Raw genomic sequence first — 26,443 nt, forward strand, 5'->3', positions numbered from 1 at the left:
CTGCTGCAATACGCTGGTGTTACAAAAAATTCAGAAGAAATCATCTGAAGGGTCAGTTTACGGTGATAATTTCTTTGGATATAAGCCTGAACGGAATGAAACAGCTGATTCTGATCCGGGCTTTTCAATTGAATAGAATTTATGATCAGCGTAATATAACCTGATATTTCATTTTTCATCTTACCCAGGTCATCGCAGTAAAGATATCGTTTATAAAATACACTCATGATATCATCAGTATCCACACCCACTCCCACCGCATACTGGTTTACCATTGAAACAATGCTTTCACACGCATTTCCAATCGCTTTCAGGGAGTATCTTTTCGTATCCATTTGATCAAAATATGCCTCCATGATCTCTCTTGCCTGTTCCTGATGGTATTTGATTTTCAAAAAGACATCTTTGATATACTCCTGATTGTATACCTCGTCCCGCTCTTCTTCATTTTCATAAAACAGCCTTTTCTGATCCTCCAGTCTGATATTACAGACCAGCTTTTCATTTTTCACATAATTCTTATGAAGCTCACCAAACCCTTTTCTCCCTTTTGCGATACAGATAAAAATCTTTCCGGCAGCATCTTTCATGATATGACCGGCTATATGCCCTGCTTTTACTTCCATTTTGGAAACCAGTTTTTCTTCCCTGCAGCTAAGCAGCAGAAATCCATTGCTGCTTCCAAATCCATTCAGCAGAAATTCATGCCTGATATCGCTTAAATAAGACCGGCATATTTGTTCTGCATTTTCAGCAATCTTCCTGTCCTTTGTATAAACAGATATTAGCAGGTAATAATGATCCAGTCCCCATCCCTTCTGACGCAGTTCTTCCTCCAGTGCCTCATTCCATGGTTCTAAAATGGCGCTGAGCAGAATGTCCTTTATTTTCCGCTGATCCAGTGATTTTGCTTTTTCCTGTAAAATGAAAAAGTTCTTCTGATTCTCAATCTGTTCAATTGCCTTTTGTAACTGCTTTTCAATTTCTTCCGGGGAAAAAGGCTTAAGTACGTATCCAATCACTCTTTTTTCGATTGCTTTATTCATGTAATCAAAAGCTTTATATCCGCTGATTACAATGATCGGCTTTTCCGGAAATCGCTCACTGATTCGTTCCAGAAATTCTACGCCGTCCATTTTTTTCATTTTCATATCAGTAATAATAATATCCGGATTTGTTTCCCCTATGACGCGAAGGCCTTCCACCCCATTTGCTGCTTCTCCCACACAAAGAGCTTTCAATGATGTGATTTCATCAATCTTACTGATTAATCCCTTCCGGATTAAAACTTCATCATCCACAATTATATAGCGGTATTCCATTACTGTTCCACCTCTTCTCCTGCATGAAATGGCAGGCAGACCTTTACTTCCACACCGCTTCCCGCCAGATTCTCAATCTCCAGTCCATACTCTTCCCCATACAGCAGCTGTATTCTTTTATAAATGTTAGACAGGCCGATGCTGGCATATCTTGCATCCTCAGCCAAATGCTCGGGATGGTAGATTCTCCTGCGGACTTCCCGTAAGGTATCTTCCTCCATCCCTATTCCGTTGTCCTGTACGGCTATGATGGTCTTCCCATCCTGCCGATAAGCCCGCACTACAATAATCCACGGCGGTTCCTCGCCCGCAAGCCCATGTTCGATAGAGTTTTCAATCACCGGCTGCAGCATAAATTTCAAAACAGGACTTTGCAGTATTTCCTCTGAACTTTCTATCTTAAGCAGAATAGGGCTTCCAAACCGGATCTCCTGTATATTGAGATATTCACAGATATGAGATATCTCCGTTGCCAGTGTCTCCTCATCTGATTCATATTCGATGCTATACCGGAGCATATCGCCCAGGGATTTTGACATTACTGCAATCTGGTTATTCTTTTCAATTTTCGCCAGACAGTTGATATTCTCCAATGTATTAAATATAAAATGAGCGTTAATCTGTGACATCAGATTCCGCAGTCTGGACTTCAGAAATTTAATCTCCGCAACATAAGTATCTTCAATCAGGCAGTTGATTTTCTTTATCATTTTATCATAATGCCGATATAGTGATCCAATCTCATCTTTTCTTTCCTGATAATTATGATGAAAGGTCAAATCTGTAATCGGGGTCTCATGCATGCTCCCTGAAAGTTCCACCAGCGGACGGATAAACATCCGCTCCAGCAAATACCCCAGAATAACGACAAATAAAATGATGACCATAATCAAAAGTATCAAATATTCCATGTTCTGTGTATACAGCTGTTTTTGGCTGTCAAAGGATACTTCCGATACAATCTTCCAGTCATTGATATCAAGCGTGCCATAGATATAGGCATCATTGGTATCCTTACGAAAAATAATGCCTTTGTTATTCTTCGTAATCTGATGGATATCATCCGGAGCGCGCCTGTCCGGCTCGCTGCTTGCGGGAATAGTTTTCCCGTCTGCATCCATCAAAAAGCTCTCCCCCCAGGGCAGCGTGCTTTCTCCTAATGCGTCAAACATCTGATCCGTGCAGACTACTGCCAGCACCCCCGTATGTTTCCCCTTCACATCCGTAAACCGCCTCGCCATAAGAATTGACTGACTCTTGCTGTGCCTGCTCTGATAGGTTTCAATAATCTGAAATTCCCTGCTGTCCAGCAGACTTTTATACCAGGGTGCATTTTGATAATCCTCTTCTAAATAAAACTCTTTATTTTTTACAAACGAATATGTATAACCGCTTTCCGTAAACAGGTAAACCCCGCTGGCATAAGTATTATTCCCAATAAGATTGCTGCTCACATATTCAAATTTACGGTAGTTGGTAAGCCGCTCCATTGGCGTGGGCTCTCTGCCAGCCCCTTCCTGTTCACAAATGGACAGCATACAGCTGTCATTGTCGTACTGACTGAAAATCAATGAAGTCATAAGATCATTCAGATTCACAAAGGTACTGTTAATACCGGTTACCATTTTTTGTACTTCGTTATCACTTGCCACTGAAATCTGGCTGTTGTAATACTCCATATTGTTTTTCAGAATCACCCCGAACAATATCAGAATCGGTAATATTGATATTCCCAGAAGACAAATTAAAAATTTAAAACGAATGCTTTTTAAAATTTTCATTACACCACCTCCAGAAATATTTTACCCAATTAACAGCCAAAACACAATTCAACCTTTGACAGCTCCCACCGTCAGTCCGCTTACGAAATACCTCTGCAGGAACATATAAATAATCAAAATTGGAATTGCACTTAAGAAACAGGCAGCAAACAGCATATTCCACTGGGTGGCGTTCTCCATGTCACCGATAAAATTCAGCATGGTAAGCGGCAGTGTTTTTTTCTCCGGTGCCGATAAAAACAGCATACCAAAGAAGAAATCGTTCCAAATCGGCACTCCCTGGGTAATAACGATAGAAGTAAGTGCGGGTTTTGTGAGGGGTGCAACAATTCTGACAAAGGTATATACCGTCCCGGCGCCGTCAATTCTGGCTGCTTCCTCAAGTACATAGGGAACACCGGACTTGATAAAATTTGTATACAAAAAAATGGAAAACGGCAGAGCCGAAGTTACATACAATGCAATTGGGGCAGCAATGGTGTTACCCATATGCAGGGCATTTACAATCCGGTACATTGGTATAATGGACATCTGTGCGGATACAATCATACCTGCAAGGAAAAAAATCTGAAAAAAGCCTCCCAGCATTCCTTTCAGCCTTGCGATAGCATATCCTGCCATTGCACAAAAAATCACCAGAATAAGTACACTGATTCCCGTTACCAGTATACTGTTGCCAAGTGCTCTGAAATAATTCATCTTTCCAAAGGCTACCCCGTAACTTTCCAGACTGAAACTATGGAATAAATTCAGATAAGAGGTACTGTCTTTTACTTCCCTGAGGGAGCCCGATAAAGCAATAATCAGAGGCGATAAAAATATTACGAAAAAGACTGCGATTCCCAGCGTCCATAAAATTTCACTTTTTGTGTTCTTTTTCATTATGCTTCCAGCTCCTTTCGTTTCATAATGCGAAGTACAATTACGGAAATAATCAGGATAAATATAAAGGCAACCGCAGCCAGTGCCTCTGCTTTTCCAAACTGGCTTTCCACAAATGCCATTTTATAAATCGAATACATTAACGTACTGGACGAATTACCCGGTCCCCCTCCCGTAAGGGCAAATACATAATCAAACGATTTAAAGCCTCCAATCAGACCAAGCATTACATTAATCGTAATCGTATTGGACAGCATTGGAATTTTGACAAAACGGATAGCCTGCCATCCCGTACATCCATCTATTTTTGCCGATTCAATAACTTCTTCGGAGATATTCTGTAATCCCGCAAGATAAATAATCGTCATGGTACCGGAAGTTTTCCAGGTTTCCACAAAGGCTGATGCCAAAAGGGAAGTTCCTTTCTGCCCCAACAGATTCGGCACAATATCCAGTCCCAGTTTGTTGAATATTTCTGAGATCATACCATAATAGGGAGCATAGACATAGCTCCACAAAAATGCTACCACAATGGTGCTAAATAACGCCGGCAGATAAAATACCGTTCGAAAAAATCCCTTTGCCTTTAACTTCTTATTTAATATTAACGCCAGCGTAAGTGCCTGGATATTTCCATATGTAACTACAAATACGGCATATATTACAGTATTCTTCATAGAGTTGAACATTGTCCCGTCTTTTAACAGGTACTTAAAGTTATTCAGTCCTATAAATTTATACTCACCCATTCCGCTCCAGTTTGTGACGCCATAGAAAAAGGACATCAAAACGGGCAGTATCCAGAATGTGACATACATCAGCAATGCCGGAACGATAAACAGCAATAGCACGTTTCTCTTTTTTTTATCAAACATACCGCTTTCCTCTCCAGATTTTAAATTCAACCTCTTGTTATAAAACAGGGCACTTACAAAAATGAAGATCAGATTTGTAAATGCCCAGAGCGTGTTTCAAAGGGGGTTAGTTTCCATTCAGCTCATCAAATTTGTCCTGCATCGCCTGGCAGACATCTTCTGCAGATGCATTTCCCGCAATTACTTCCTGGAATTTTGTGCACATCATATCGCTGACACCTTCCGGCCATGCATTGTTCAGGTTGTAGATACTCGGGTCATCTTTATATTTCTCCAGATACTCTTTTACCAGCGGTCTGGAATCCTCAATCCCTTCATAACAGGAAATATCGGAACTGGTTTCTACCCATTTTTCAAACAGCGGAGTACCTTCTGTAAACCAGTACTCCAGAACCTGATCAATTGCTTCCTGGTTTGCGGAGTTTGCGCTGGCAAAAACACCATTGGATGGAGTCAGATTATATACAAAATCTACTCCTTCATCATTGGACGGAATACAGAACATCCCTTTATCGAATTCCTCTGCCCCATTTTTATTCAACGCATCGTATCCGAAACTTCCGTCAAATATCATGGCTGCCCTGCCATCTAAGAATGCCTGACGGCTTTGTTCCTGGGACAGTCCAAGTGAATTTTCGATGATATACCCTTTGTCATATAAAGTTTTATATTTGTCGATGGTATTTACCCAGCAGTCATCCGTAAACTTAGTTTCACCGGTGAATAACTGGCTGTCAAAGTCCATATTATCTGCATAAATCTGAGAGGCACCGATCTGGTACACACCAAACTGTACAACAAAGGACTGCTTATCTCCCATGGTAATCGGAGTATAGCCCGCTGCTTTCAGTTTTTCACAGCACTCCAGGAACTGATTCCAATTTTCCGGCATCTGACTGATACCAGCCTTTTCAAATGCTGCTTTGTTATACCAGGTGGTCAAAAAACTGGAGCCTAACGGTATCCCGTAGTTTTTGCCATCAAACATATAAGAGTCGGCAATTTCTTTTTTAAACTTACCCAACTGGGAGAAACCGGACAGATCTTTTACATAACCTGCATCCACCAGATCCTTAGCCTGCAGCCCTGCCCACCAGGTAAAGATATCAGGACCCTGCCCGCTGGCAAACTTTAACCGGACTGTCTGTTTGTACTGATCTGTGGGAAGCTGTTCTACTTCTACATTAATATTCGGATACTTCTCCTTCACCAGCTCCGGAAGCCAGTCCAGATAAAAATCCTTGTTATCCGTAGTGGGTCTGGTTGTCACCATAAGTGACAGGGTTACAGGCTCTCCGTCCTCAGCCTCTTTCCGGGTTTCTTCGCTGTCTTTAACATCCTCAGAGTTCTTTGCTGTTTCACCGCTCTCCTTGGTTTCAGCTTTTGTGTCTTCCGTTGATTTTGAGCTCTTTGCTGCATTTGTAGCTTCCGTTGATTTTGTTCCTTCGGCAGAACTGCTGCCGCCGCCACATGCTTTCATTGATAATACCATTGCCGCTGCCATTAAAATACTAACTAACTTTTTCTTCATGTATTCCCTCCTGGTTTTCTGATTCCATTATCTTATTGCATTACCTTATTACATTACCTTATTACATTTTCATATTGCATGTTCATATTGCATTATTTAATTCATTATTTTATTGCTATATTTTATTGCTTTGTTTATTGCAATATTTTATTGCTTTATTTTATTGCTTTGGTTTTATTCTTGATCCCTGCAGGTTTCTTTTTCATGACCAAATCATACCATGAACGGGAGTAACTTTTATATATTAGTTGGAGTAACTTTTTTATGCAAATTTAATGTCCCTGCCCCCTTGTAAAAAATAGTCAATAGCATATAATTAGGATTAACCAGTCCAGTCAATCCTGCACAGTCAATCAGATAAAGCAAAAAATACACTGTGGTACCCATATTTCAAATATTTTAACTATTTAAAGGAGGAGGTTTCCCATGAATGAAATGTTTTTTCGCCTGCCGGAAGAAAAACAGCAGCGTATTATCAACGCCGGAATTGAAGTGTTTTCCAATCACGAATACAAACGGGCTTCAACAGATGAAATTGCCAGAAAAGCCGGTATCTCCAAAGGGCTGCTCTTCCACTATTTTCACAATAAGAAAAGTTTTTATCTGTATTTGCTGGAATATACCGTTTCTCTTGTAAAAAATTATATTATGGATATGCATTTTGAAGATATCACCGATTTTTTTGAATTGCTTCATTACATGGCCCAAAAGAAGGCAGTTATTCTGGCAAAAACGCCTCATATTATGAAATTTTTTATTAAGACTTATTATTCCCAAAATGAAACTGTCTCCGGCGAAGTACAGGATAAAATGCAGTCGCAGATTGATACTTCTTTTGAGAAATATTTAAAAAATATTGATCTGGGTAAGTTTAAAGAAGAGATTGACCCAAAAGAGATTTACCACATGTTAATCTGGATGACGGAGGGCTATATGTATGAAAAAGAACGGGTTTCGGAAACTGTACTGATACCGGACCTGATGAACCATTACACCGTCTGGTCCGATTTATTAAAAAAGGTATCCTATAAGGAGGAGTTCTTATGACGAAGAACATTATTGAAATCAATAAACTGACAAAGACTTACGGCAAACACCGCGGTATCGAGGATATTACACTTGCTATACAGGAGGGTGAAATCTTTGGATTTATTGGTCCTAACGGTGCCGGAAAGTCCACCACGATCCGATGTCTTCTGTCGCTGATTTATCCAACCAGCGGTTCTGCTTCCATCTTTGGCGCCGACTGCATCAAAAATGCCAGCGAAATTGCAAAAGAAGTAGGATACCTGCCCAGCGAGGTGTTTTATTATGACAATATGAAGGTAAAAGATCTGCTTAATTACTCTGCTTCCTTTTATAAAAAGGACTGTAAGAAAAAGATAAGGGAATTATGTGATGTTCTGGAATTGGATACCGGACGCAAGATCGAGGACCTGTCCTTTGGAAACCGCAAGAAAGTCGGTATTGTACAGGGATTGTTACATAGTCCTAAATTAATTATTCTGGATGAACCTACCAGTGGGCTGGACCCATTGATGCAGAAGAAATTCTTTGATCTGATCCAGGAGGAAAACCGTAATGGTGCCACCGTTTTCTTTTCCTCCCATATCCTGTCAGAGGTTCAGAAAATGTGTGACCGTGTGGGCTTTATAAAAGAAGGAAAACTGATTAAACTAGATACCATGGCATCCTTAAAAGAAGACAGTTATAAAAAGATAGAGCTGGAATCCAAAGAAGCACTTAATCCGGATGTATTTCAAATAAAGGGCCTGTCTAACCTGAAAATAGAAAAACTCCATGCATCCTTTATTTATCGTGGTAATGTTAACCGGATGACGCATCTGATAGGCGAACTCTCCCTGCAGGATCTAAGCGTTCAGGAACCGGATCTGGAAGAGATCTTTATGCATTACTATAATTAGGAGGGGGGATTTCTATGAACATATTTATTCAGGAATTTAAGTGGAATCTTAAGCCCGCACTTATATGGGCATTGTCATTAAGCTGCGCTGGCATATTCTTTATCTGCCTGTATCCTTCTTTTACCGGGGATATGGAAGCAGTTAATAAACTAATGGAACAATATCCTCCCGAAGTATTAAAGGCTCTTGGTCTGGGACCTGATGGTCTTGGCAGTTTTCACGGTTTCTACAGCTTTGTGCTGGTGTATGTGATCCTCTGTTCTTCCATTCAGGGTTTGATTTCCGGAATCCAGGTGATTGGCAAAGAAAGTGCACGCAAAACCTGTGATTTTTTATTTACCAAACCCGTAAGCCGGATCCGTATATTGGCAAATAAATATCTGGCAGTTGTGCTCTGTATTATTATATCCGGATTTATATATTTTGGTGTGAGTTTCATTTTTGCAAACCAATATGGCGGTGCATTTAACCATAAGATATTCTATTTGCTCTCTTTTGCTGTGATACTGACCGGACTTTTATTTACCGCCCTGGGATTCTGTATCGGTTGTTTTTTGAAAAAGGCTAAAGCTCCTGTATTTATTGGAATCGGAGTTGGCGCACTTTGCTTTGGGCTCCAGATGTTAGCAAATATGTTTGATGAAAGGGCACTGGATTTTATCTCTCCAATGAGCTACATCAATCCCTCTTACATTACATTAAATCAGAAGTATGACTATCCTTTGCTGATCTGTCTGATCGTGGCTGTTATTTTACTTACACTGCTAGGCTTCTGGCGTTACCAGACAAAAGATATTCACAGTGCTTAAAGCGTGTCTGAATGCTTTGACACTCCATTTTCAATTACTCTCTGGGAAGGAGACCATTTATTATGAATCTATTTATTCGTGAATGTAAATCTAATATAAAAACTTTTTCTTTCTGGTGCATTGGGATTATTTTTCTGATTATAGCAAGCGCCGGTAAGACAACCTCCATGGTGGGACAAAGCGATGCCGGTGTGAATGAGCTTTTGGAGCAGCTTCCCAAAAGCGTCCAGACAGTCTTCGGAGTAGGCGTGGTGGATTATTCAACCGCTATCGGAGTTTTTGCAATCGTATTTACTTATATCGCTCTGATCGCCGCATTCCATGCAGCTTCCCTGGGTGTCTCCATCTTCGGAAAAGAAGAACGGGATAAGACATTTGAATTTCTGTATGTTAAGTCACGTTCCAGAAATACCATCCTGGCTGATAAGCTCTGCAGTGCACTCTGCCAGCTGTTTTTGCTGAATGCTGTTTCCTTTCTCATCGCCGTTGTAAGTGTGAAGATTATTTTTGATGACAATATTGTATCGGATTTTCTGCCAATGATGATCGGATTATTCTTCATCCAGCTTGTTTTCTTTGGATTTGGTTTACTCATGTCCATGCTTTGTGTCCGAATGAAAACAGCCAGCAATATCTCTATGGGCCTTGTGCTGGTTACATTTTTGATGTCCATTGCTGCTGATTTCAGTGAAAAAATTGAATGGCTGGGTTATCTCACACCTTTTAAATATTTTGATGGAAAGGAAGTTCTTACACAGGGGCTTTCGCAGCAGTATATACTGGTCTGTGCCATAGTGGCTCTCCTGTGCATTTCCGCTTCCTTTATACTTCATCAGCGCAGGGATCTGCACTGTTAACTATTGGGACCTTTTTAGTATTAGATCCTTAATTTCAGGGGATTTTAATATCCCCTGTTTCCAAAAACGGTACTCCCAGGTCCATGCCGCCCCGTCAGTCCTCCAGGAATTCGGACCACTCCAGGAATTGCTTCTGTCATTGCGGTGCAGCTGTCCAAATGTATTCACACGGCTTCCATAATATTTCAGATCAATTTTATGCCGCCCCGGCTTCAAATTATTTATACAGATCCGATAGGGAGAAAATGCAATGTTTCCCTGCTCCTCTCCATCCACATATATTTTGATTAGGTGGCCTCTGTAGTAACTGGCTTCGATCTCCAGCTTATTACCAGTCGTTTCCGCTTCCAGATGATAAGTTAAATTACCGCCATAAAAAGGCAGTCCCTGACGAGTAATGTCCCCAAATGTAAGCTCTGTTACCGGTTCGGTAAGCACACAGCAGCAGCCCATGACCTGTACGCCAAAGTTCCCCAATAAGAAGCAGGCTTCTGCATCAGCTTTTTTTCCATATGGCATAAACAATTCTAAAATGTTTTCTCCCTTCAAAATTCCCGGGAGTTTTACGGTATGCATACATTTGTCCACATACCATCCCATTTCCTTTTCGGCCGGCTGCCCATTTAAAAGAACAGTGGCGTTTTCATCATTTTCTAAAGCCAGCATAAGGCCTTCCATATCTTTCTGACTTTGAATCGTATATCGAAGGCGGAGCGTATGTGGTGTCGATGCGTCTTCTTCCACCCATGGCTGTGCCACCGCCTCTCCCCGCAGATCCCAGCCCAGTTCTTTTCTGAACTTGTTATCAAGCCTGAGTATTTCTTCCGGCTGCCGATACGGCTCATCATCAAGCGCCGCTTCTGCAATGTCCAACATTAATACATTGGGCTCCTCAAACGTAACCGGTACTGGTTTTAAATACCGGAAATCTCTTATAAATTCTTCTTCTTCCGTTTCCTCCGCTATTACCCGATTTTGCTCTTTGGACTTTGCCAGCCGAAGAAGAAGGCTGTCATGCTCAAAAAGTTGCTGCTTTATTAATGTCCAACCATTTTCACATACAGAACAGATCTGCTCTGCCTTACCATTCATAGTGTCCATAATGGTCACCTGGTAATTTCCCTTCACACGAATCAGGTATTCTGCATCCTTTATTTGAGAAATATCCTGATTAACCGGTTTATCGCTATGTGCGATAAATAACCAAAGATCGTTGCCATCTTCACGCAGCTGACAGATAAAATGCCGCATCATTTCACCATGGCTGTCCCGGATTTCTACATTTCGTACTTCTTTCAGGCTTTCCTGAACCATTCCGGAATAAAACATTACCCGTTCAGATTTTTCCCATATCTGCCGCCCTCTGCCACTTGGATATCCATCACACAAAGCAGGCGCCTCTCCAAAAAACAGAATTCTGCCACCCATTTTTTGAAATGCCTCAAGCCTGGCTAACGTTGTAGACCGCAGAGTTTCAACAGGAGGCACTACCAAAACCTTATATTCCATTTTACCTACAGGAAATCTCTTCTTCTTAATATCTTCCACCTTACACTGTTCCGGCAAAAGTGATTCGCAGATATAGTCAAAATCAAGCAGTCCTTCTAACAGCCACTTGGTTAGATTTTGAAAATTTTCATCCATCTGGCTGCGTATCAGCTGCGTAGATTCATTGCTTCCCCAATGCAGCCAATAGCTTTCAATGGGATGAATCACTCCGATATGGCATACTGCTTTCCCACGGGTCATAGCCGTATTAACCCTGGCAAAATGATTTTCTACATAGGAATACTGATCGTACCAGGGTGCCTGGTAATTAAAAGTAGCCGGATAATCACGCTTAGCTTCTCCCTTCATGGACACCCAGGAAAGGTGGGGCACACGTACCGTCACTCCCAGAGCTGCCTGCCAGTCTCCCTGCAGTTTATGTCCCCTGAAATCAAAATCCCAGTTTGTTACACCATACAGTTCACTTGCAACGCCCGGACATCCAAATTGCCTGGCTGCTGACTGTGCCTGCTTCACTGTGGTAAACTCCCTGGAATCATCCAGTATATCCACTCCAGGCAGTTGAAAAGAACGGTAGGAGCGCATAGCTTCCCCCAGCGCAGCCGTCTGGCTTTTCAGGGTAGGTTCTTCCATCATATGTCCGGTCAGCATCAGGCCATGTTCCCTGCACCATTTCCCACATTGATCGGCAAACGCAGATGCAAACCGCTCCGCAATATGATCGTGATAATGGTAACGTATGACCGACACCTGTTCTCCCGGAAGCTCCCACAGCAGTTCTGGCAGGCAGTCCAGAATTTCCTCTCCCGGATAGGCTGTCTTATATGAATCCGGAAAATCTCCGGTCCAGGGCAGTATCACATCTTTATCGGTATGATTAAATTCTAAGGTGACTTTATGAGGAAACTGCGGTTCATCCGTAAATATAGCGGGGATGGTGCTGCCAAACTCTGCCCCCACAGCGTCATAATACCGCTCATATGTAATTCTGATAAACTCTGCAACAGCCTTGGGATTTAAAGTATCGATATAAGTCTGGTGGTTAAACCAGGGGGATTCAGCCGCGATTTCTTCATAGGCATATAGCTTTATGCCTTCTGCCTGTTCTTCCGCTCCCATCCGTCTGTACTGAAGTAACATTCCCTCCGCATTCAGTGCGATATCGTAGCAGGCAATCAGACTTCCATTTCCCGTACGGCCAGAAGCTGCGCTTGAGACCGCCTCATTTACATTTTCCATCTCTCCATAGGGGTGTCTGGTCAGTAAGAGGTGCCTGGAACGGTATGACTCATTACGGGTCACATATCCACCTGCTGCTCCGGATGGCCAGCGGTCCTCATCATACAGCCAGGTCAGCATCCCGCGTGACTGCATACGCTCCGCACATGATTTTACAAGATTGATAAACTCATCACTCAGATAAGTGGTTTCCATTCCCGTACGTACATGTATATGGGCGCCTCCAAATCCCATTTTTTCAAGCTGTTCTATCTGCCAAAGCAGTTCTTTTTTCTCCAGCCGGCAGTTCCATGCCCAAAAAGGCGTGCCCCGGTACTCACTGGTGGGATTTTCAAATAATGCTGCTGAAAAAGGCTGTTCATTTTTTTGATACAACATATTCTTACCTGCTATCCTTTCCTTCTATCCATATTTCCGGTAAACCCTGGTTTATCAGTACATAAGCACCACTTCACTTTGTTTCCTTCATGCGGACCTTGTATCTTCCATCCTGTAAGCCCGTTATAAGACTATCACCAATTCTTTGGTGCCAGCTATCCCTGTATACCATTTTGCACTGTCCTTTTGGATTCTCTGCTGTGTCTCATAGTCAACATGGACCAGTCCATACCTGGGTTCATATCCAGCACTCCACTCCCAGTTGTCCAGTAAGGACCAGACATAATATCCTCTGATATCGGCCCCCTCTTCCATGGCCTTAGAAATCCAATACAGAAATCCTTTCAGGTATTTTATACGCTGTTCATCATGTATCTGATTATCCGGCTGTATCTGTTCATTGCAGCCATAAGTACCATTTTCCGTGATAAAAATGGGAACTTCCACCTGATATTCTCTCTGCAGCATTTTTACCGCTTCATAGACAGCCCTGGGGTAATACTCCGTTCCATTATCCAGGTAATTGCCGCCGCCGTTTTTTTTCTTATCCGGCACAAGAAGAGGATCGGCACAGTCCAGCACCCGGTTATAACAATTCAGACCAAAAAAGTCCATAGGCTGAGCTATCTTTTCCATATCCCCGTCTTTTATCTCAGGCATACAGTTATTTTTTTCCATATATTCCATAAGTTCTTTTCGATAACATCCTTTAAATACAGGGCTTAAATAAGAATGAAATGTTTTCTCATTTTCCAGCTGCGCTTTCATACAGTCCTGTTCATGATCCGGACGCAGCGGATAATGCTGCCAGACATCTACCACAATTCCCACTTTGCTCTCTTTCAAATGTTCCTGGCGAAAACGTTTTACTCCTTCCCCGTGTGCCAGGAGTAAGTTATGATTTGCCTGTCTGCCTGATTTCTCTACTCGATATCCCGGGGCAAATCCACCTAATGCATACCCCACATAGACAGCAATCGGCTCATTGAATGTTGCCCACTGCGGCACCGAATTCCCGAATTCCCGAAAAAGCAAAGAAGCATATTCCCCATACCAATCCACAATATCCCGGTTTAGCCAGCCACCGTCCCGCTCCAGTTCGTATGGAAGATCCCAATGATATACGGTTGCACTGGGAATAATATTCCGCTTCCACATCGCATCAATAAAACGTTTATAATAATCCAGCCCCTTCTGGTTGATCCTCCCTTTTCCTTCCGGCAGAATCCTGGACCAGGAAAAAGAAAAACGAAAGGTATCCAAATTCATCTCACGAGCCAGGTCTAAATCTTTCTCATACCGGTGATACATATCACATGCTCTCTCCGGTCCCGATCCGTCTGTGATATTACCCGGGATCTTTGAAAAAGCATCCCAGATGGAAAGTCCTCTTCCATCTTCATGAGCTGCTCCTTCTACCTGTGCCGCACTGGTCGCCACTCCAAATAAAAAATTGTCAGGAAATTTTATTTTCATTTGTTTTCTCCTCCTGTGTTCTGTAAATATAATATGATGTCACCCGTTATCCCAATCGGGCGGTACTTTCCATTTTGATCATTCGTTAAAAACTGCTCGTCATCTACCGCCGCCCGCTCTCTCTCTAAAGTAGTTGCCACTTCAATTCTGATTGTATTTTCTCCGGTAACAATCAAATCTGTAATATCAAACAGAAATGGCGGTACAATCTGTAGCCCAGCTCCTGTCCCATTAATAAATACCTCTACACCCTCATATGCATCTGTAATTTCTAATACAACACGTCCTGCCTTTTCAAAGAAAAATTGATTCTCATAACAGATAAATCCTGAAAATCCGGATTCTTCCCTGCTGATGTCATGAAGATGGAGAATATTATTTTTATCGCCAAATGCAGGATATTCTATGGCCTTACACAAGGAATACTGCCATACAGAGGAAAATTCAATCTCTGTCCCGCCTCTTTGTACCCGGTTATGATAAAGTTCCGGCTGGATTGTCTGATCAGATAACGCTATCAAGATGCAGGAATGACTGCTTTCTATATGCAGCTCCACTTTGTTTTCATCCTCTCCGACTTTCTCTCCGTCCCTCCCTTCGGCTGTGTAAATACAATTGTTCCACGCATCATACTCACAAAACCTGGTGTTGCCGGGCAGATATACCCATCCTTTGTAACATTCCGTACCCTCATTCACAAAATAATAAATTTCCCGATCCCCTGCGTAATGCAGGCATCGAATGGAAGAAGATAGCGGCTGTAATTGGATTTCCCTGAGCCCTTCCTTTTTAACAGCATCGGCCAGGCTATTCAGTGCCACTGCCGGGCAGTTTATAACATCTTCGGACAGGGATTTGTCACTGTCACACAATCCCTGGGGCAATTCCTCCAGAAAAACAACATGGCATCCCGACTCTTTTATTTTTTCTATCCCGGTCTGCAATGCCTCAGGAATGAACTGAGCATAAGGTATGATCAACATCCGGTAACAGTTTCCGTTTACATTAAGCCCTTTATCAAAACTAGTATGATACACGTTTATATCGGTAAACACATCAATGGGAATAAAGTGAAAGTCTATCTGATTCTCCGCCAGAATTCTGGCTGGTTTCTGCATGAGCATCCGTCGTCCGGTCCATTCCGCCTCTGCATGATAAAGAATTGCCGCATCAGTCCTGCTTTGTCCACCATCTATCAGACTGCAGATACGCTGCATATAATTCATCAGCGCTCCAAAATGCCTGAATAGCGGATCATGTCCTCCTGCATAAAAATGTGGCGGCGCATCACCGTCCGGATACTCTTTTGCAGAAAAAGCATGGGGTACAAACCGATTAATCCCACGAACCATAAAATGATCCGCCAGATATTTTTCAAGTCTCACTCCTTCTCTCCAACCATAAGCACCAAAGATCTCGCACATAGCTCTTCCTTTTTTTAAAGGGTCAATGGCACCGTGGGAAGCTCCTAATTTACCCAGCACAAAGTGATAAAATTCTCCATCCCTTGGAACCAGGGTATCTTCCCTTATCACATCCTCCCCCTGTGGGAACACCTGTCCTCCAATATCATCAATCCCCGCCATATCCTGTCCTGCCAGCCCACGAAAATAATGCCCCAGGCTGGAACCTGTTCTGGCATGCTGATTGTCATCCTCTATTACATGTCCAATATATTCTACTCCATGTGACCGGCACCAATCCCCTACCTGTCTGGAAAAATCTTTTTCAACCAGTCTTGTCACCTGGTCCATATAGGCATACCTTACTCTGGCTGTAAGCTCCTCATCGTCCTGTTCTTCCCAAAGGAGACGAACCCAGGAGAAATCCTCACCCAGTTTCTTTTTTAATGCCTTCTCCAGTTCCCAGCTCCATGGTAAATCCACGTCCTTGCCCAGTATATTTCCAAAACGAAGCACCCCGCCATTTCCAAGCTCCGGCTCATCTGAGAAAAAGCCTGCAATCGTACTGCCAAAGTATGCTGCATAATGTTCATAATGAGGCTCGTAAACCGCATCAAGCAGCAGCCGGCAGGAAGCAGTGTCCATCATATTAATGTAATTTCTCCGGTACCCTGCATTCCTGGTCAAAATACTAATATAGATCCTCCAACTGCCTTGCGGCACTCTCCACTCAATTTTTTTCTCCAAATCATCATAAGGCACATCTATAATCTGGCTGACTCTGTTCCCTTCTATCCTTCTGGCTGCCTTTACAGATAAAATTCTGTCATCATCAAATACATATTCCGGTTCTTTCCATTTACCTGATTCTCTTAATATTTTTTCAAGGGGACTCATCGGTATCTCCATAATTTCTTTCCCCAGCCCGCAGGTAAACAGCTCTACATCACTGTCTAAATCGATTTGCTTACAATATACACTCTGGCGATATAACTGGACAGAAGCATTCTTCATGGCACCATTGGCATACCCGGTCGGAAAATGACTGTCATCTAATATCCATACCTTCATATCCCGCTGCCTTGCTTCTTCCAGAATAATATCCATGTCCCTCCACCAGCCCGGACCGCAAAAATCCGGATGGGGACGGCTCTCTATACAAAGAGAACGGATATTGGAGTCATAAACAGCCCGAATGTATTCCCTTAATACCTTTTCTTCCTCTCCATGAATCCATAGAAAAGGAAAAATATAATCGTTTCTGCTTTGATCTGATAAAACTTCAATGATATTTTTCATCCTATGCACTTACTCCTTTACAGCTCCCAGCATAATCCCCTTAACAAAATATTTTTGAAAAAACGGATACGCAATCATAATCGGCAATATACCTACAACGGCTATTGCCATACGAACAGTGGTGGATGGAAGCATTCCCACATTGGCTCCGGCAAGCTGGGATGCATTCTTGGTCAGATAATTAATGTTTTCACTAATCTGATTCAAAAGGAGCTGTATCGTATAGTATTTGCTCCCCTCCCGCAAGGTCAGATAATACAGGCCATTCGTCCAGTCATTCCAGTATGCCAGCGCCGTCATCATTCCGATTGTAGCAAGAATGGGGCGCGACAGAGGCAGCACTATCCCGGTGTAAATCTTAATCTCTCCGGCGCCGTCAATTCTGGCAGCCTCTTTTAGCGATTCCGGAATACTGAACATGAAATAATTTTTAACCAAGATTACGTTGAATCCGCTCATAAGTAAACCAGGTAAAATCAGGGCAAGAATGGTATCTCTCACCTGAAAAATCTGATTCCAGCAATAATAAGCTGATACAATTCCACCCCCGAACAACATGGTAAATACACATAAAAAGTTCAGTATTTTACCTCCCGGAAGTTCCTTATCCGCAAGAGCATAGGCGAACATAGAAGTCACCATAAGACTGATTGCTGTCCCGGTCACCGTTACCAGAATCGTCATAAAATATGCTCTTCCAATAGTCTGCCATGACGTAGCGATATATTCATAAGCAGCCAGACTCCACTCTTTGGGAAAAAATCCGAATCCCTGCACTGTCGCATACTGATTATCCGTAAACGAAGCTATGACCAGCAGAATAAACGGAAGCAGCGCTGCCATTGTAAATAAAATCATCACTATATTTGAAATTAACTGCCACATATACGTTTCTTTTGATTTCATTTGCTCCCCTCCTAAAACAGCGCACTTTCGCTGCTATATTTTCTAACAATCTTATTTGCTATAAGTACCAGTACGAATCCCACAACAGACTGGAATACACTGGCAGCCGATGACATCCCAAAATCACTGTTTTTCATCAACGCATTGAAAACGTACACATCAATCGTCTGGCTTACTGAATATAATGCACCTGAGTTTTTAGGAATCTGATAAAACAGTCCAAAATCGGATGCGAAAATTCGGCCAATTGCCAGAATAAACATTATGATTACCGTTGGTTTCAGCAAAGGAAGGGTAATCTTTTTAATCTGCTGCCATTTTGAAGCCCCGTCTATTCTCGCTGCTTCATAATAATCCTGGCTGATCCCAACAATACTTGCCAAATAGATAATCATGGTATATCCGGTCCCTTTCCAGATATTACAAAGTGTTAATATGAGCGGCCAATACTTTTTCTCCTGATACCAGTTAATCGGATGCAATCCCAGATTTTTCAACATAGAATTTAACATTCCAGCATCGGAAGATAAAAGCGCATAAACCAGGTAACTTACTACCACCCAGCTGATCAGAAACGGCAGCAATATAATACTTTGATAAAATCTGGAAGCCGCCTTATTTTTCACCTCATGTAATAGAATTGCAACTGCTACAGAGATTACTGTTCCTAATACAATAAATACCAGATTATATAATACTGTATTACGGATAATGGTAAATGCAGTATTGGATTGAAATAAAAATTTAAAGTTATCTAACCCGCACCAGCTGCTGCCAAATATTCCTTCTCTGACATTGAGTTTTTTGAATGCGATTACAATTCCAAACATTGGAATGTAATTATTACATAACATATACAGGATTCCTGGCAGAGCCAAGGCATACACTGGAAGAAATCTTTTGAAGAGCAGCTTTTTTGTTTTTCGCAAAGTCGTGTTTGCTTGCATAGACATATTACCTCCTCAATATGATAGAATGGGCTGCCGATAAGATTCTTTCTTATTGGCAACCCATCTAAAATTATTATTCTACTGTTCTGCCATCCAGGTATCCAATTGCGTTTGATTTTCCTTAACAATTTCCTCAATACCTGCATCCTTCAATGCCTGTCTGAACTCGGGTAGTATTTCCTCCGGATTCTGGGCACCGGTTGATATTATTCCTGTATACTGGGAAACTACGGCATCTACTGCTGCTTTTTGTGCCGATACATTGGCAGCATTAAATACATAGCCCAGCGTACAGGATTTCCGTTTATCAGAAACACTGGAATTAAATTCTTTTAATTCCTTATAATAGTCCAGAGTCAGGGGTTCAAATACACTGATTGTGGATTTATCCCCATATACATGCAGCGGCATATGATAAGGACTGTTAGACTCATTTACCCCATCTGCAAAGCGGATCACAGCCTGTCCGGGAACTTCCCCTTTTTCAACTACCTCATAACTAATCCCCTCCAGCCCATAAGTCAGAATATTGTCCAGTTCATTATCTGCATACAGCATATTAAGGAACTGAAAGGTCTTTTCAGGATTTTCACAATTATAAGGGATTGACCACATGGTTGATTGATATTTCTGTGTTGCACAGTATTTATCTACTAAGGTAATCGGAACCATCTCTGTACCGCAGTCCCGGCTCACATTCATTTTAGCGTCAATATCGGTACCTGCAAAGTATCCCAGATAAAAGCCTGACTGTATCTGCGTAGTTGCTGCATCTGTATTGGTAGACGCATCCGGCGAGAAATAGCCTGACTGTGCCCAATCATACATAGTGTTTGCAAATTCCTCATATTTCGGTGTACCGAACAGGTCTGTCACCTTGGTGTCTCCATCAAATCCAGCTCCAATCAGAACACCCGTATTCATCGAAGAACCCAGATAGTCTACTGCATGAAAGCTGCTGTAATAATTAGAGGTGGATCCTGTGCCGGCAATGCCGTAATAGCCTTCTCCATATTTGTCCTTAAATGCCTTAAATAATTTACTCAAATCATCCGCTGTATAGACCTTGTCCTCTTCAAACGTGAAGCCCAGTTCATCCAGCATATCCTTTCTGGCAAAATAACCATCTACCAGAACCATTTTTTCTTCTGATGGAACAGCGTACAGCATTCCATCGTAATACCCTCCTGCCATTGCGATTCCTTCTGCATCTTTAATGTCCTGCCCATACTGATTGTATAGATCATCCAATGAAAGAAACGCATTCTTGCTCACATAGTCTGATAAACCTCCGATTACGCTTACCAGATCCAGTTTGTCACCGGATGCTATCATCAGATTTGTCTGTGATTTCAAATCAGACACGGAAATGGGATACAGGGTAACGTTTACACCTATTTCCGGTTCTACAATTTCGTTAATGGCGGCTTCTACTTCAGCCAGACCGGATGGTTCGCTTCCCAGAGTCGGAATTTCCATCACGATATTGTAAACATCACCTTCGCTCTCCTTTTTCTCTGTTTCTCCGCTCTCATTTTTGGATTCTGCAGAAACTGTTTCTTTGCCGGCTGTGGAATTTGTCTCTCCCTCATAGTTTCCACAAGCTGTTAAAGATAACCCCATCCCCAATGACAATAAAATGGCCAACATTTTTTTCGTGTTCATAACCATCCTCCTTTATCTTTCTTGATGAGATTATTATACTCTTTTCCCTACTGTTCTGTATTAAACTATTCCAACAGAAACTTATACTATTCCCTGGAAAATTAACACTTTCCCGACATTCTTTAGCACTTTTACAACATCTCCTTATTTCGCATCTCCTGGATATATTCTCTGGGCGTTTTACCCGTGCATTTTTTAAATATCTTCGTGAAATACGAATAATTATTGTATCCCGCCTTCACTGATGCGGCGCTGACCGTAATATTTCCATCCTGTAATAGCTTTTTCGCAAGACTGATCCTCTGCTCCGTAATATAATCCATGATTGACATATTATGTTTTTTACGGAAAATTCTTCCCAGATGGGCACTGCTCACATGCACATCTTTTGCAATTTCTTCGATATTTAAAGGTTCTGATATATGACTGTAAATATATTCTTCCACCTGTTCTACAATATCCGCTGCTATGGGCACCTTAACATCATCTTTCAGATTGTTCAGGTATATCTTCCCATAATTCTCATACATTTCAGCATCTCCTCTTTCTTTTACCTGCCGCTGTGCCTTTGCCAGATAATCTTCTACTTCCGACGAATCAGCCGGCTTCAGAATATAGCCCAGACACTGCATGGAAACTGCCTGTTTTGCAAAATCAAATTCACTGTGACAGGTCAAAAAAATGCACTCTGTATTTGGATAATGTTCTTTCACCCACTTTACCAGTTCAAGCCCGCTTCCAAAAGGCATTTCTATATCACACAGCAGAATATCAACTTTCTTTTGAAGAAAAATATTCACTGCCTGGGTATAACTATTCGCGGTCAGAATTTCGTCAAACTCAAAATTTCCCCAGTTAATATCATCTAATAATCCCTGTATTGCCAAGATCTCATCATCTACAATCAAGACATTCATTGTTCCTGCTCCTTTTCTTCCCTCCATGGTATTTTGATAAATATCTGTGTTCCTTCTCCCAGACAACTGGTAATATTAATGTATGCACTTTCCTGATACAGCATTTTCAACCTCCGCTTACAGTTCCAAATGCCAATGTGCTTACCAGTCTCATTTTCCGGAATTTCACCTTTTCTCAAAATCCCAAGCATTTCCTCCGTCATGCCATTTCCGGTATCACAGACACTGATGAACAGACTGTCTTCTTCTTTCCGGATGCTGACAATAATCTCTATTTCGCTGCCCATCCTCACAGCATATTTTACTGCATTCTCAACAAAATTTAATATCAGCAAGGACGGAATTTGTATTTCCATAACCTCAGCTTCAAAATTCCCAATATAGCTGAATGTTCCGGGAAAGCGAATCTTCTGAATCTCAAGATAATTTTCCACACATTTCATCTCATCTGACAAACGAATCATTCCATTGGTGTGCCACAAAGAAAATCTCAGATAATCCGCCAAATATTTGGTGAATTCCTTTATCTCCCTGTTCTTCCCGGATCTTGCCAGACTAAAAATTATATTCAGGCAGTTGACAATAAAGTGCGGATTCACCTGCAGCCTTAAATTGGTTGCTTCAATGTCCCTCTTCTCCAGTTCTGATTCATAAATCTGTATCTTAAGACTCTTTAGCTGACCTGCCATAGAATTAAACCTGCGGTTTAATTCATTAGCCTCCCGGTTCTCTCCAACTTCCGTAATCCTATATTCTGAATTTCCAGATTCTAATTCCGCCATTGCATGGTTTACCTTTTGAATTGGCCGGATCACAATTCTCTTTAAAACGATAATGATAATTGGGATAAATATCAAATAAATAGTCGGTATCAAAAACCAAATTTGCTCAGCCAGCGGTATCTGCGCCTCCAGGACTTTTTGAGAAAGAGAAATGTGCATGTAAACATCTGCTTTCGCTGATTTCACTACAATTAGTTCCCTGCCTTTCTCCTTATTATCCTGCATTTTGTTATCAAAAAAGACTTCTGATTCTTCCATAGACAGGCTGTCGGAAAATTTTTTCTCAAGGTCATTGAGATTAATGAGGGCCCCATAATAGAACCCGTCCAGAGCAAATTTACGTACCATCCACTTCTTCCCCATGATCTCCCGGCATTCCCACACAAACGGTGTATTTTCCCCGCACAAATTGAGAATGTATTCCTTCACATCCTTCTTGTCGGCATTGTAATTACTCCGCAAAGCAATATTTAAGTAATTCTCATTTTCAATGAAGAAAAAATATCCATCAGCATCCAGCGCGTATCTTACCCGGCTGTTTAATTGCTGCCAGTAAAAATCAGCCTCTCTTTTAAACGACTCTCCCTGCTTATGTTTCCTTAACTCTAAAACATGCTGATTTTCATCTATCTCAGTAATATTGTAAGTGTCTGACGAATAGATCCTGCGGTCCAATTCATACATATATATTTCAGCCGCCCTGGAAACTGATTCCACACTTTTGCTTAGAAACGCATGGTGTACCTGTGAGGAAAAAACGACTGCAATAATATTAATTGGTAAAATCAGAACTGTCATTAAAATAATCACCTGCAATGTAACTGATAACTTTCCAATTTTTGTAAATATTCTCATTTTTTATTTTCCTCCAGCTAATTTTCATTCAGAATCCCATTTTAAAGCGAGTAACATAATTATATCAGATATATTTACTATTTATCAACACTTAGCAGGAAGAAATGAAATCTATCAGAACAAACTTTGGGGGGAAATAATAAAAATCAGGGTAGAAATCCATATAGTAAGATTTCTACCCTGATTCTTTTAGCATACATTTTTATAATTCCACACGCCCTTCCAGGGCTCTTAGCAAAGTCACTTCATCGATATATTCCAGGTCACCGCCTACCGGCACTCCACTGGCAATTCTGCTGACCTTAACTCCGGTTGGTTTAATCAGCTTACTGATGTACATTGCTGTTGTCTCACCTTCCAGACTTGAATTCGTCGCAATTATAACTTCTTTTATATCCTGCTGCAAACGCTGCATTAATTCCTTTAACTTAATATCATTTGGACCTATCCCCAGCATAGGTGATATTGCACCGTGAAGTACGTGATAGACGCCCTCAAATTTACCGGTTTTTTCATATGCCGCCAGATCCCTTGTGTTTTCCACAACCATTATGGTAGTCTGGTCCCTTTTTGGATTTCTGCAAATCGGACAGAGCTCACTGTCTGTCAAAGTATAGCACTGTTTGCAGTAACGTACATTTTCCTTCGCCTCGATAATGGCATCGGAAAGCCGCTTCACCTCATCCAGGGGCCTGTTAATAATGTGAAAAGCCAAGCGCTGGGCCGATTTGGCCCCCACACCCGGCAGCTTTGACAATTCTTCAATTAATTTACTGATCTGACTGCTGTAATAATCCATTAGAACGGAAATCCTCCACCCATTCCACCAAGACCACCTGTCAGCTTCGCCATTGCAGCACCTGCTTCTTCTTCCATCTTACGAAGTGCTTCATTTGTAGCTGCCATAATCAGGTCTTCTAACATTTCAATATCATCGGGATCAACCACTTCTTCTTTTAAAGAAACCTTGGTTATTTCTTTTTTACCGGATACGGTAACTTCTACAGCACCGCCCCCTGCACTTGCAGTATATTCTTTTTCTTCTAATGCTTTCTGGTTTTCTTCCATCTGTTTCTGCATTTTCTGAGCCTGTTTCATCAGATTATTCATGTTGCCGGGCATTCCGCCTCCCGGAAATCCTCCACGTTTTGCCATTTTAATAAATCCTCCTATTTCTTATCAGTCTTCAATTACTACATCTGTGTGTATAAATTCTTTGATTGCATCTTCAACACTGATGCTGACAATATTGCCTTTATTCAGATGGCTGTCAACTTCCAGCATCATCTTCACTTCTACTTTTTTTCCAATCTTGCTGGCAATAATCCTCTCCAGCTCTTCCTTACGTTCCTCGCTTGCCACATAACGCTCACCCTGGAAATCCGGAAAACAAACAAACAGTCTGTCGTCTTCTCCCTGGGCATTGTATTTGGGTTCAGCCATGGATAAGACAATCTTAAACCGTCCTTCCGTCTCAGCAACGATACTTTTCCAGATCTTCTTTACCTCCTGAAGATCCTGCGGTGCTGCTTTTTCCAGATTACGGCCTTGTGCCGGCATTTGGGATCTTGTCACAGAACCGGCTTCCGGTGCGTTGCCCATATTTCCTGTACCTGCCGGAGGTACTTCTGCATTACCGGCATGATAAGCTCCGCCCAAAACAGCTTCTCCCGCCACTGCAGTACCAGATGGTACAGACTGAACTGACTGGACGGCTATTCCGCTTTCCAGCTTCTTTTCCAAAAGGCGTATCCGCTCAACCAGTGAAATTTCATCATTTTCCATTTCCGGCTTACACAGCTTAATCAGGGCAATCTCCAATAATATTCTTTTCGATGACGCATACTTGATCTGATTGGATAACTCAGAAAAAATACGGATAAACCGCATAAGGGTATCTTCCCTGACCATCCCGGCCTCTTCCTGAAGTTTTTTCATATTTTCTGTAGATACATCCAGAACATCTTCCATATTATCAGATGTTTTCAGAAGAAGCAAGTTTCTCATGTACCATGTGAAATCTACTACGAACTGCGTCAGTTCTCTTCCCTGCATTACCAGCTCTTCAAGCTTTGCCATAGCCCCAGCCACATCATGGCTGAGCACCATCCGCAGCAGATCGCTGAACACATCCGTATCCACAGCACCAAGCACTTCCAGCACATTATCATAGGTAAGTTTCTCACCCAGATAAAAAGCGATACACTGATCCAAGAGACTCAGGGCATCTCGCATGGAACCGTCTGCTTTTTTTGCAATGTAGTTTGTTGCCTTTGTTTCTACTTCCACCTGTTCTTCTTCCATAAGTTTATTCAGATGGGAACTAATCGTTGTCAGGGCAATTCGCTTAAAGTCATACCTCTGACACCTGGACAGAATCGTAATCGGAATCTTATGTGCCTCTGTAGTTGCCAGGATAAAGATTACATACGAAGGCGGCTCTTCCAGAGTCTTAAGAAGCGCATTAAACGCACCTATAGACAGCATATGAACCTCGTCGATAATGTATACCTTGAATCTGCCCTCGGTAGGTGAATAAGCTACCTCATCACGAATTTCACGAATATTGTCCACACCATTATTCGAAGCCGCATCGATTTCGATTACATTCATGGAACTTCCTGTTGAAATTGCCTTACAGGTTTCACATTCGTTGCAGGGATTGCCATCAATCGGATGTTCACAATTTACTGCCTTTGCCAGAATCTTGGCAATGGTTGTCTTACCTGTTCCACGGGTTCCGCAAAACAGGTAAGCATGCCCGATTCTATCTGCCTTAATTTGATTTTTCAGCGTTGTAACTATATGGTCCTGACCTTTTACATCCGCAAAAGTATCCGGACGGAATTTACGGTATAAAGCAGTATAACTCATGCTTTACTCTCCAATCTATTAATCTCCAAAACTAATGCCGATTAATTTTGCTTCCTTAATCAGCTGGTCATCCGGCGATACCATTTTTAACTTACCTGCTACATCTTCCAGTGGAATCTTCTTCGCTTTTCCATTTACGATTCCAACCATACAGCCATATTCCTTATCCAGAATACACTGTGCTGCTTCTGCGCCCAGTCTGGTAGAC

The 26,443-nt window shown here is 41.9% G+C and carries 20 protein-coding genes and 1 pseudogene; 4 read left to right on the forward strand and 17 right to left on the reverse strand.

Annotation, left to right across the window (positions count from 1 at the left end):
- From RHS_RS19555 to RHS_RS19575, 5 genes are all read right to left on the reverse strand, one after another.
- The coding region (locus tag RHS_RS19555) for a response regulator (protein ID WP_047834117.1) at nucleotides 1-1,322 on the reverse strand (1,322 nt) is incomplete at its 3' end.
- Entirely contained in the window at nucleotides 1,322-3,103 is a 1,782-nt protein-coding gene (locus RHS_RS31415; RefSeq protein WP_395023031.1) for a sensor histidine kinase, read from the reverse strand. The genes RHS_RS31415 and RHS_RS19555, both read right to left, overlap by 1 nt.
- Nucleotides 3,104-3,151: 48 nt before the next feature.
- Entirely contained in the window at nucleotides 3,152-3,985 is an 834-nt protein-coding gene (locus tag RHS_RS19565; protein WP_027295805.1) for a carbohydrate ABC transporter permease, read from the reverse strand.
- On the reverse strand, nucleotides 3,985-4,860 hold the full coding sequence (locus tag RHS_RS19570) for a carbohydrate ABC transporter permease (RefSeq protein ID WP_044289626.1): 876 nt from the start codon (nucleotides 4,858-4,860) through the stop codon (nucleotides 3,985-3,987). Before RHS_RS19570 ends, RHS_RS19565 begins: the two co-directional genes overlap by 1 nt.
- Nucleotides 4,861-4,966: 106 nt before the next feature.
- On the reverse strand, nucleotides 4,967-6,391 hold the full coding sequence (locus RHS_RS19575) for an ABC transporter substrate-binding protein (RefSeq protein ID WP_047834118.1): 1,425 nt from the start codon (nucleotides 6,389-6,391) through the stop codon (nucleotides 4,967-4,969).
- A 426-nt stretch (nucleotides 6,392-6,817) separates the two neighbouring features.
- On the opposite strand from RHS_RS19575, the gene RHS_RS19580 reads away from it, so the two are divergent.
- From RHS_RS19580 to RHS_RS19595, 4 genes are all read left to right on the forward strand, one after another.
- Nucleotides 6,818-7,438, forward strand: a complete 621-nt coding sequence (locus RHS_RS19580; RefSeq protein WP_027295802.1) for a TetR/AcrR family transcriptional regulator — start codon at nucleotides 6,818-6,820, stop codon at nucleotides 7,436-7,438.
- Nucleotides 7,435-8,316 carry an ABC transporter ATP-binding protein gene (locus RHS_RS19585; protein ID WP_047834119.1) on the forward strand — a complete coding sequence of 294 codons (882 nt, stop codon included), beginning with the start codon at nucleotides 7,435-7,437 and terminating at the stop codon, nucleotides 8,314-8,316. Before RHS_RS19580 ends, RHS_RS19585 begins: the two co-directional genes overlap by 4 nt.
- A 14-nt stretch (nucleotides 8,317-8,330) precedes the next feature.
- Complete coding sequence (locus tag RHS_RS19590; protein ID WP_044297623.1) at nucleotides 8,331-9,125, forward strand: ABC transporter permease subunit; 795 nt, start codon at nucleotides 8,331-8,333, stop codon at nucleotides 9,123-9,125.
- A 62-nt stretch (nucleotides 9,126-9,187) separates the two neighbouring features.
- Nucleotides 9,188-9,982, forward strand: a complete 795-nt coding sequence (locus RHS_RS19595; protein ID WP_027295799.1) for an ABC transporter permease subunit — start codon at nucleotides 9,188-9,190, stop codon at nucleotides 9,980-9,982.
- Here the strand turns inward: RHS_RS19595 and RHS_RS19600 are convergent, their stop codons facing one another.
- From RHS_RS19600 to RHS_RS19655, 12 genes and pseudogenes are all read right to left on the reverse strand, one after another.
- On the reverse strand, nucleotides 9,983-13,108 hold the full coding sequence (locus RHS_RS19600) for a glycosyl hydrolase (RefSeq protein WP_047834120.1): 3,126 nt from the start codon (nucleotides 13,106-13,108) through the stop codon (nucleotides 9,983-9,985).
- Between the two features lie 123 nt (nucleotides 13,109-13,231).
- The gene (locus RHS_RS19605; protein WP_044289625.1) at nucleotides 13,232-14,584 is read right to left on the reverse strand and encodes a GH1 family beta-glucosidase; all 1,353 of its coding nucleotides are present in this window, start codon (nucleotides 14,582-14,584) and stop codon (nucleotides 13,232-13,234) included.
- Nucleotides 14,581-17,286, reverse strand: coding sequence for a hypothetical protein (locus RHS_RS19610; protein ID WP_047834121.1), 2,706 nt, complete (start codon nucleotides 17,284-17,286; stop codon nucleotides 14,581-14,583). Before RHS_RS19610 ends, RHS_RS19605 begins: the two co-directional genes overlap by 4 nt.
- Before the next feature lie 9 nt (nucleotides 17,287-17,295).
- On the reverse strand, nucleotides 17,296-18,192 hold the full coding sequence (locus RHS_RS19615; protein WP_027295795.1) for a carbohydrate ABC transporter permease: 897 nt from the start codon (nucleotides 18,190-18,192) through the stop codon (nucleotides 17,296-17,298).
- Nucleotides 18,193-18,203: 11 nt separating this feature from the next.
- Nucleotides 18,204-19,046, reverse strand: coding sequence for an ABC transporter permease (locus RHS_RS19620; RefSeq protein WP_395023037.1), 843 nt, complete (start codon nucleotides 19,044-19,046; stop codon nucleotides 18,204-18,206).
- A 174-nt stretch (nucleotides 19,047-19,220) separates the two neighbouring features.
- Nucleotides 19,221-20,807, reverse strand: coding sequence for an extracellular solute-binding protein (locus RHS_RS19625; protein ID WP_047834123.1), 1,587 nt, complete (start codon nucleotides 20,805-20,807; stop codon nucleotides 19,221-19,223).
- 131 nt (nucleotides 20,808-20,938) lie between these two features.
- Nucleotides 20,939-21,724 carry a response regulator gene (locus RHS_RS19630; RefSeq protein WP_047834124.1) on the reverse strand — a complete coding sequence of 262 codons (786 nt, stop codon included), beginning with the start codon at nucleotides 21,722-21,724 and terminating at the stop codon, nucleotides 20,939-20,941.
- Nucleotides 21,721-23,361 (reverse strand): sensor histidine kinase, encoded by a 1,641-nt coding sequence (locus tag RHS_RS19635; protein ID WP_047834125.1) that lies wholly within the window; start codon nucleotides 23,359-23,361, stop codon nucleotides 21,721-21,723. Before RHS_RS19635 ends, RHS_RS19630 begins: the two co-directional genes overlap by 4 nt.
- A gap of 202 nt (nucleotides 23,362-23,563) precedes the next feature.
- Nucleotides 23,564-24,160 (reverse strand): recombination mediator RecR, encoded by a 597-nt coding sequence (gene recR / locus RHS_RS19640; RefSeq protein WP_027295790.1) that lies wholly within the window; start codon nucleotides 24,158-24,160, stop codon nucleotides 23,564-23,566.
- Nucleotides 24,160-24,516 (reverse strand): YbaB/EbfC family nucleoid-associated protein, encoded by a 357-nt coding sequence (locus RHS_RS19645; protein ID WP_027295789.1) that lies wholly within the window; start codon nucleotides 24,514-24,516, stop codon nucleotides 24,160-24,162. Before RHS_RS19645 ends, recR begins: the two co-directional genes overlap by 1 nt.
- Before the next feature lie 24 nt (nucleotides 24,517-24,540).
- On the reverse strand, nucleotides 24,541-26,235 hold the full coding sequence (dnaX, locus tag RHS_RS19650) for a DNA polymerase III subunit gamma/tau (protein WP_047834126.1): 1,695 nt from the start codon (nucleotides 26,233-26,235) through the stop codon (nucleotides 24,541-24,543).
- A gap of 18 nt (nucleotides 26,236-26,253) precedes the next feature.
- Nucleotides 26,254-26,443 (reverse strand): annotated as a pseudogene (locus tag RHS_RS19655) (6-phosphofructokinase); the annotation flags it as partial.

Source organism: Robinsoniella sp. RHS, assembly GCF_001029355.1.
Taxonomy (GTDB): Bacteria; Bacillota; Clostridia; order Lachnospirales; family Lachnospiraceae; genus Robinsoniella; species Robinsoniella peoriensis.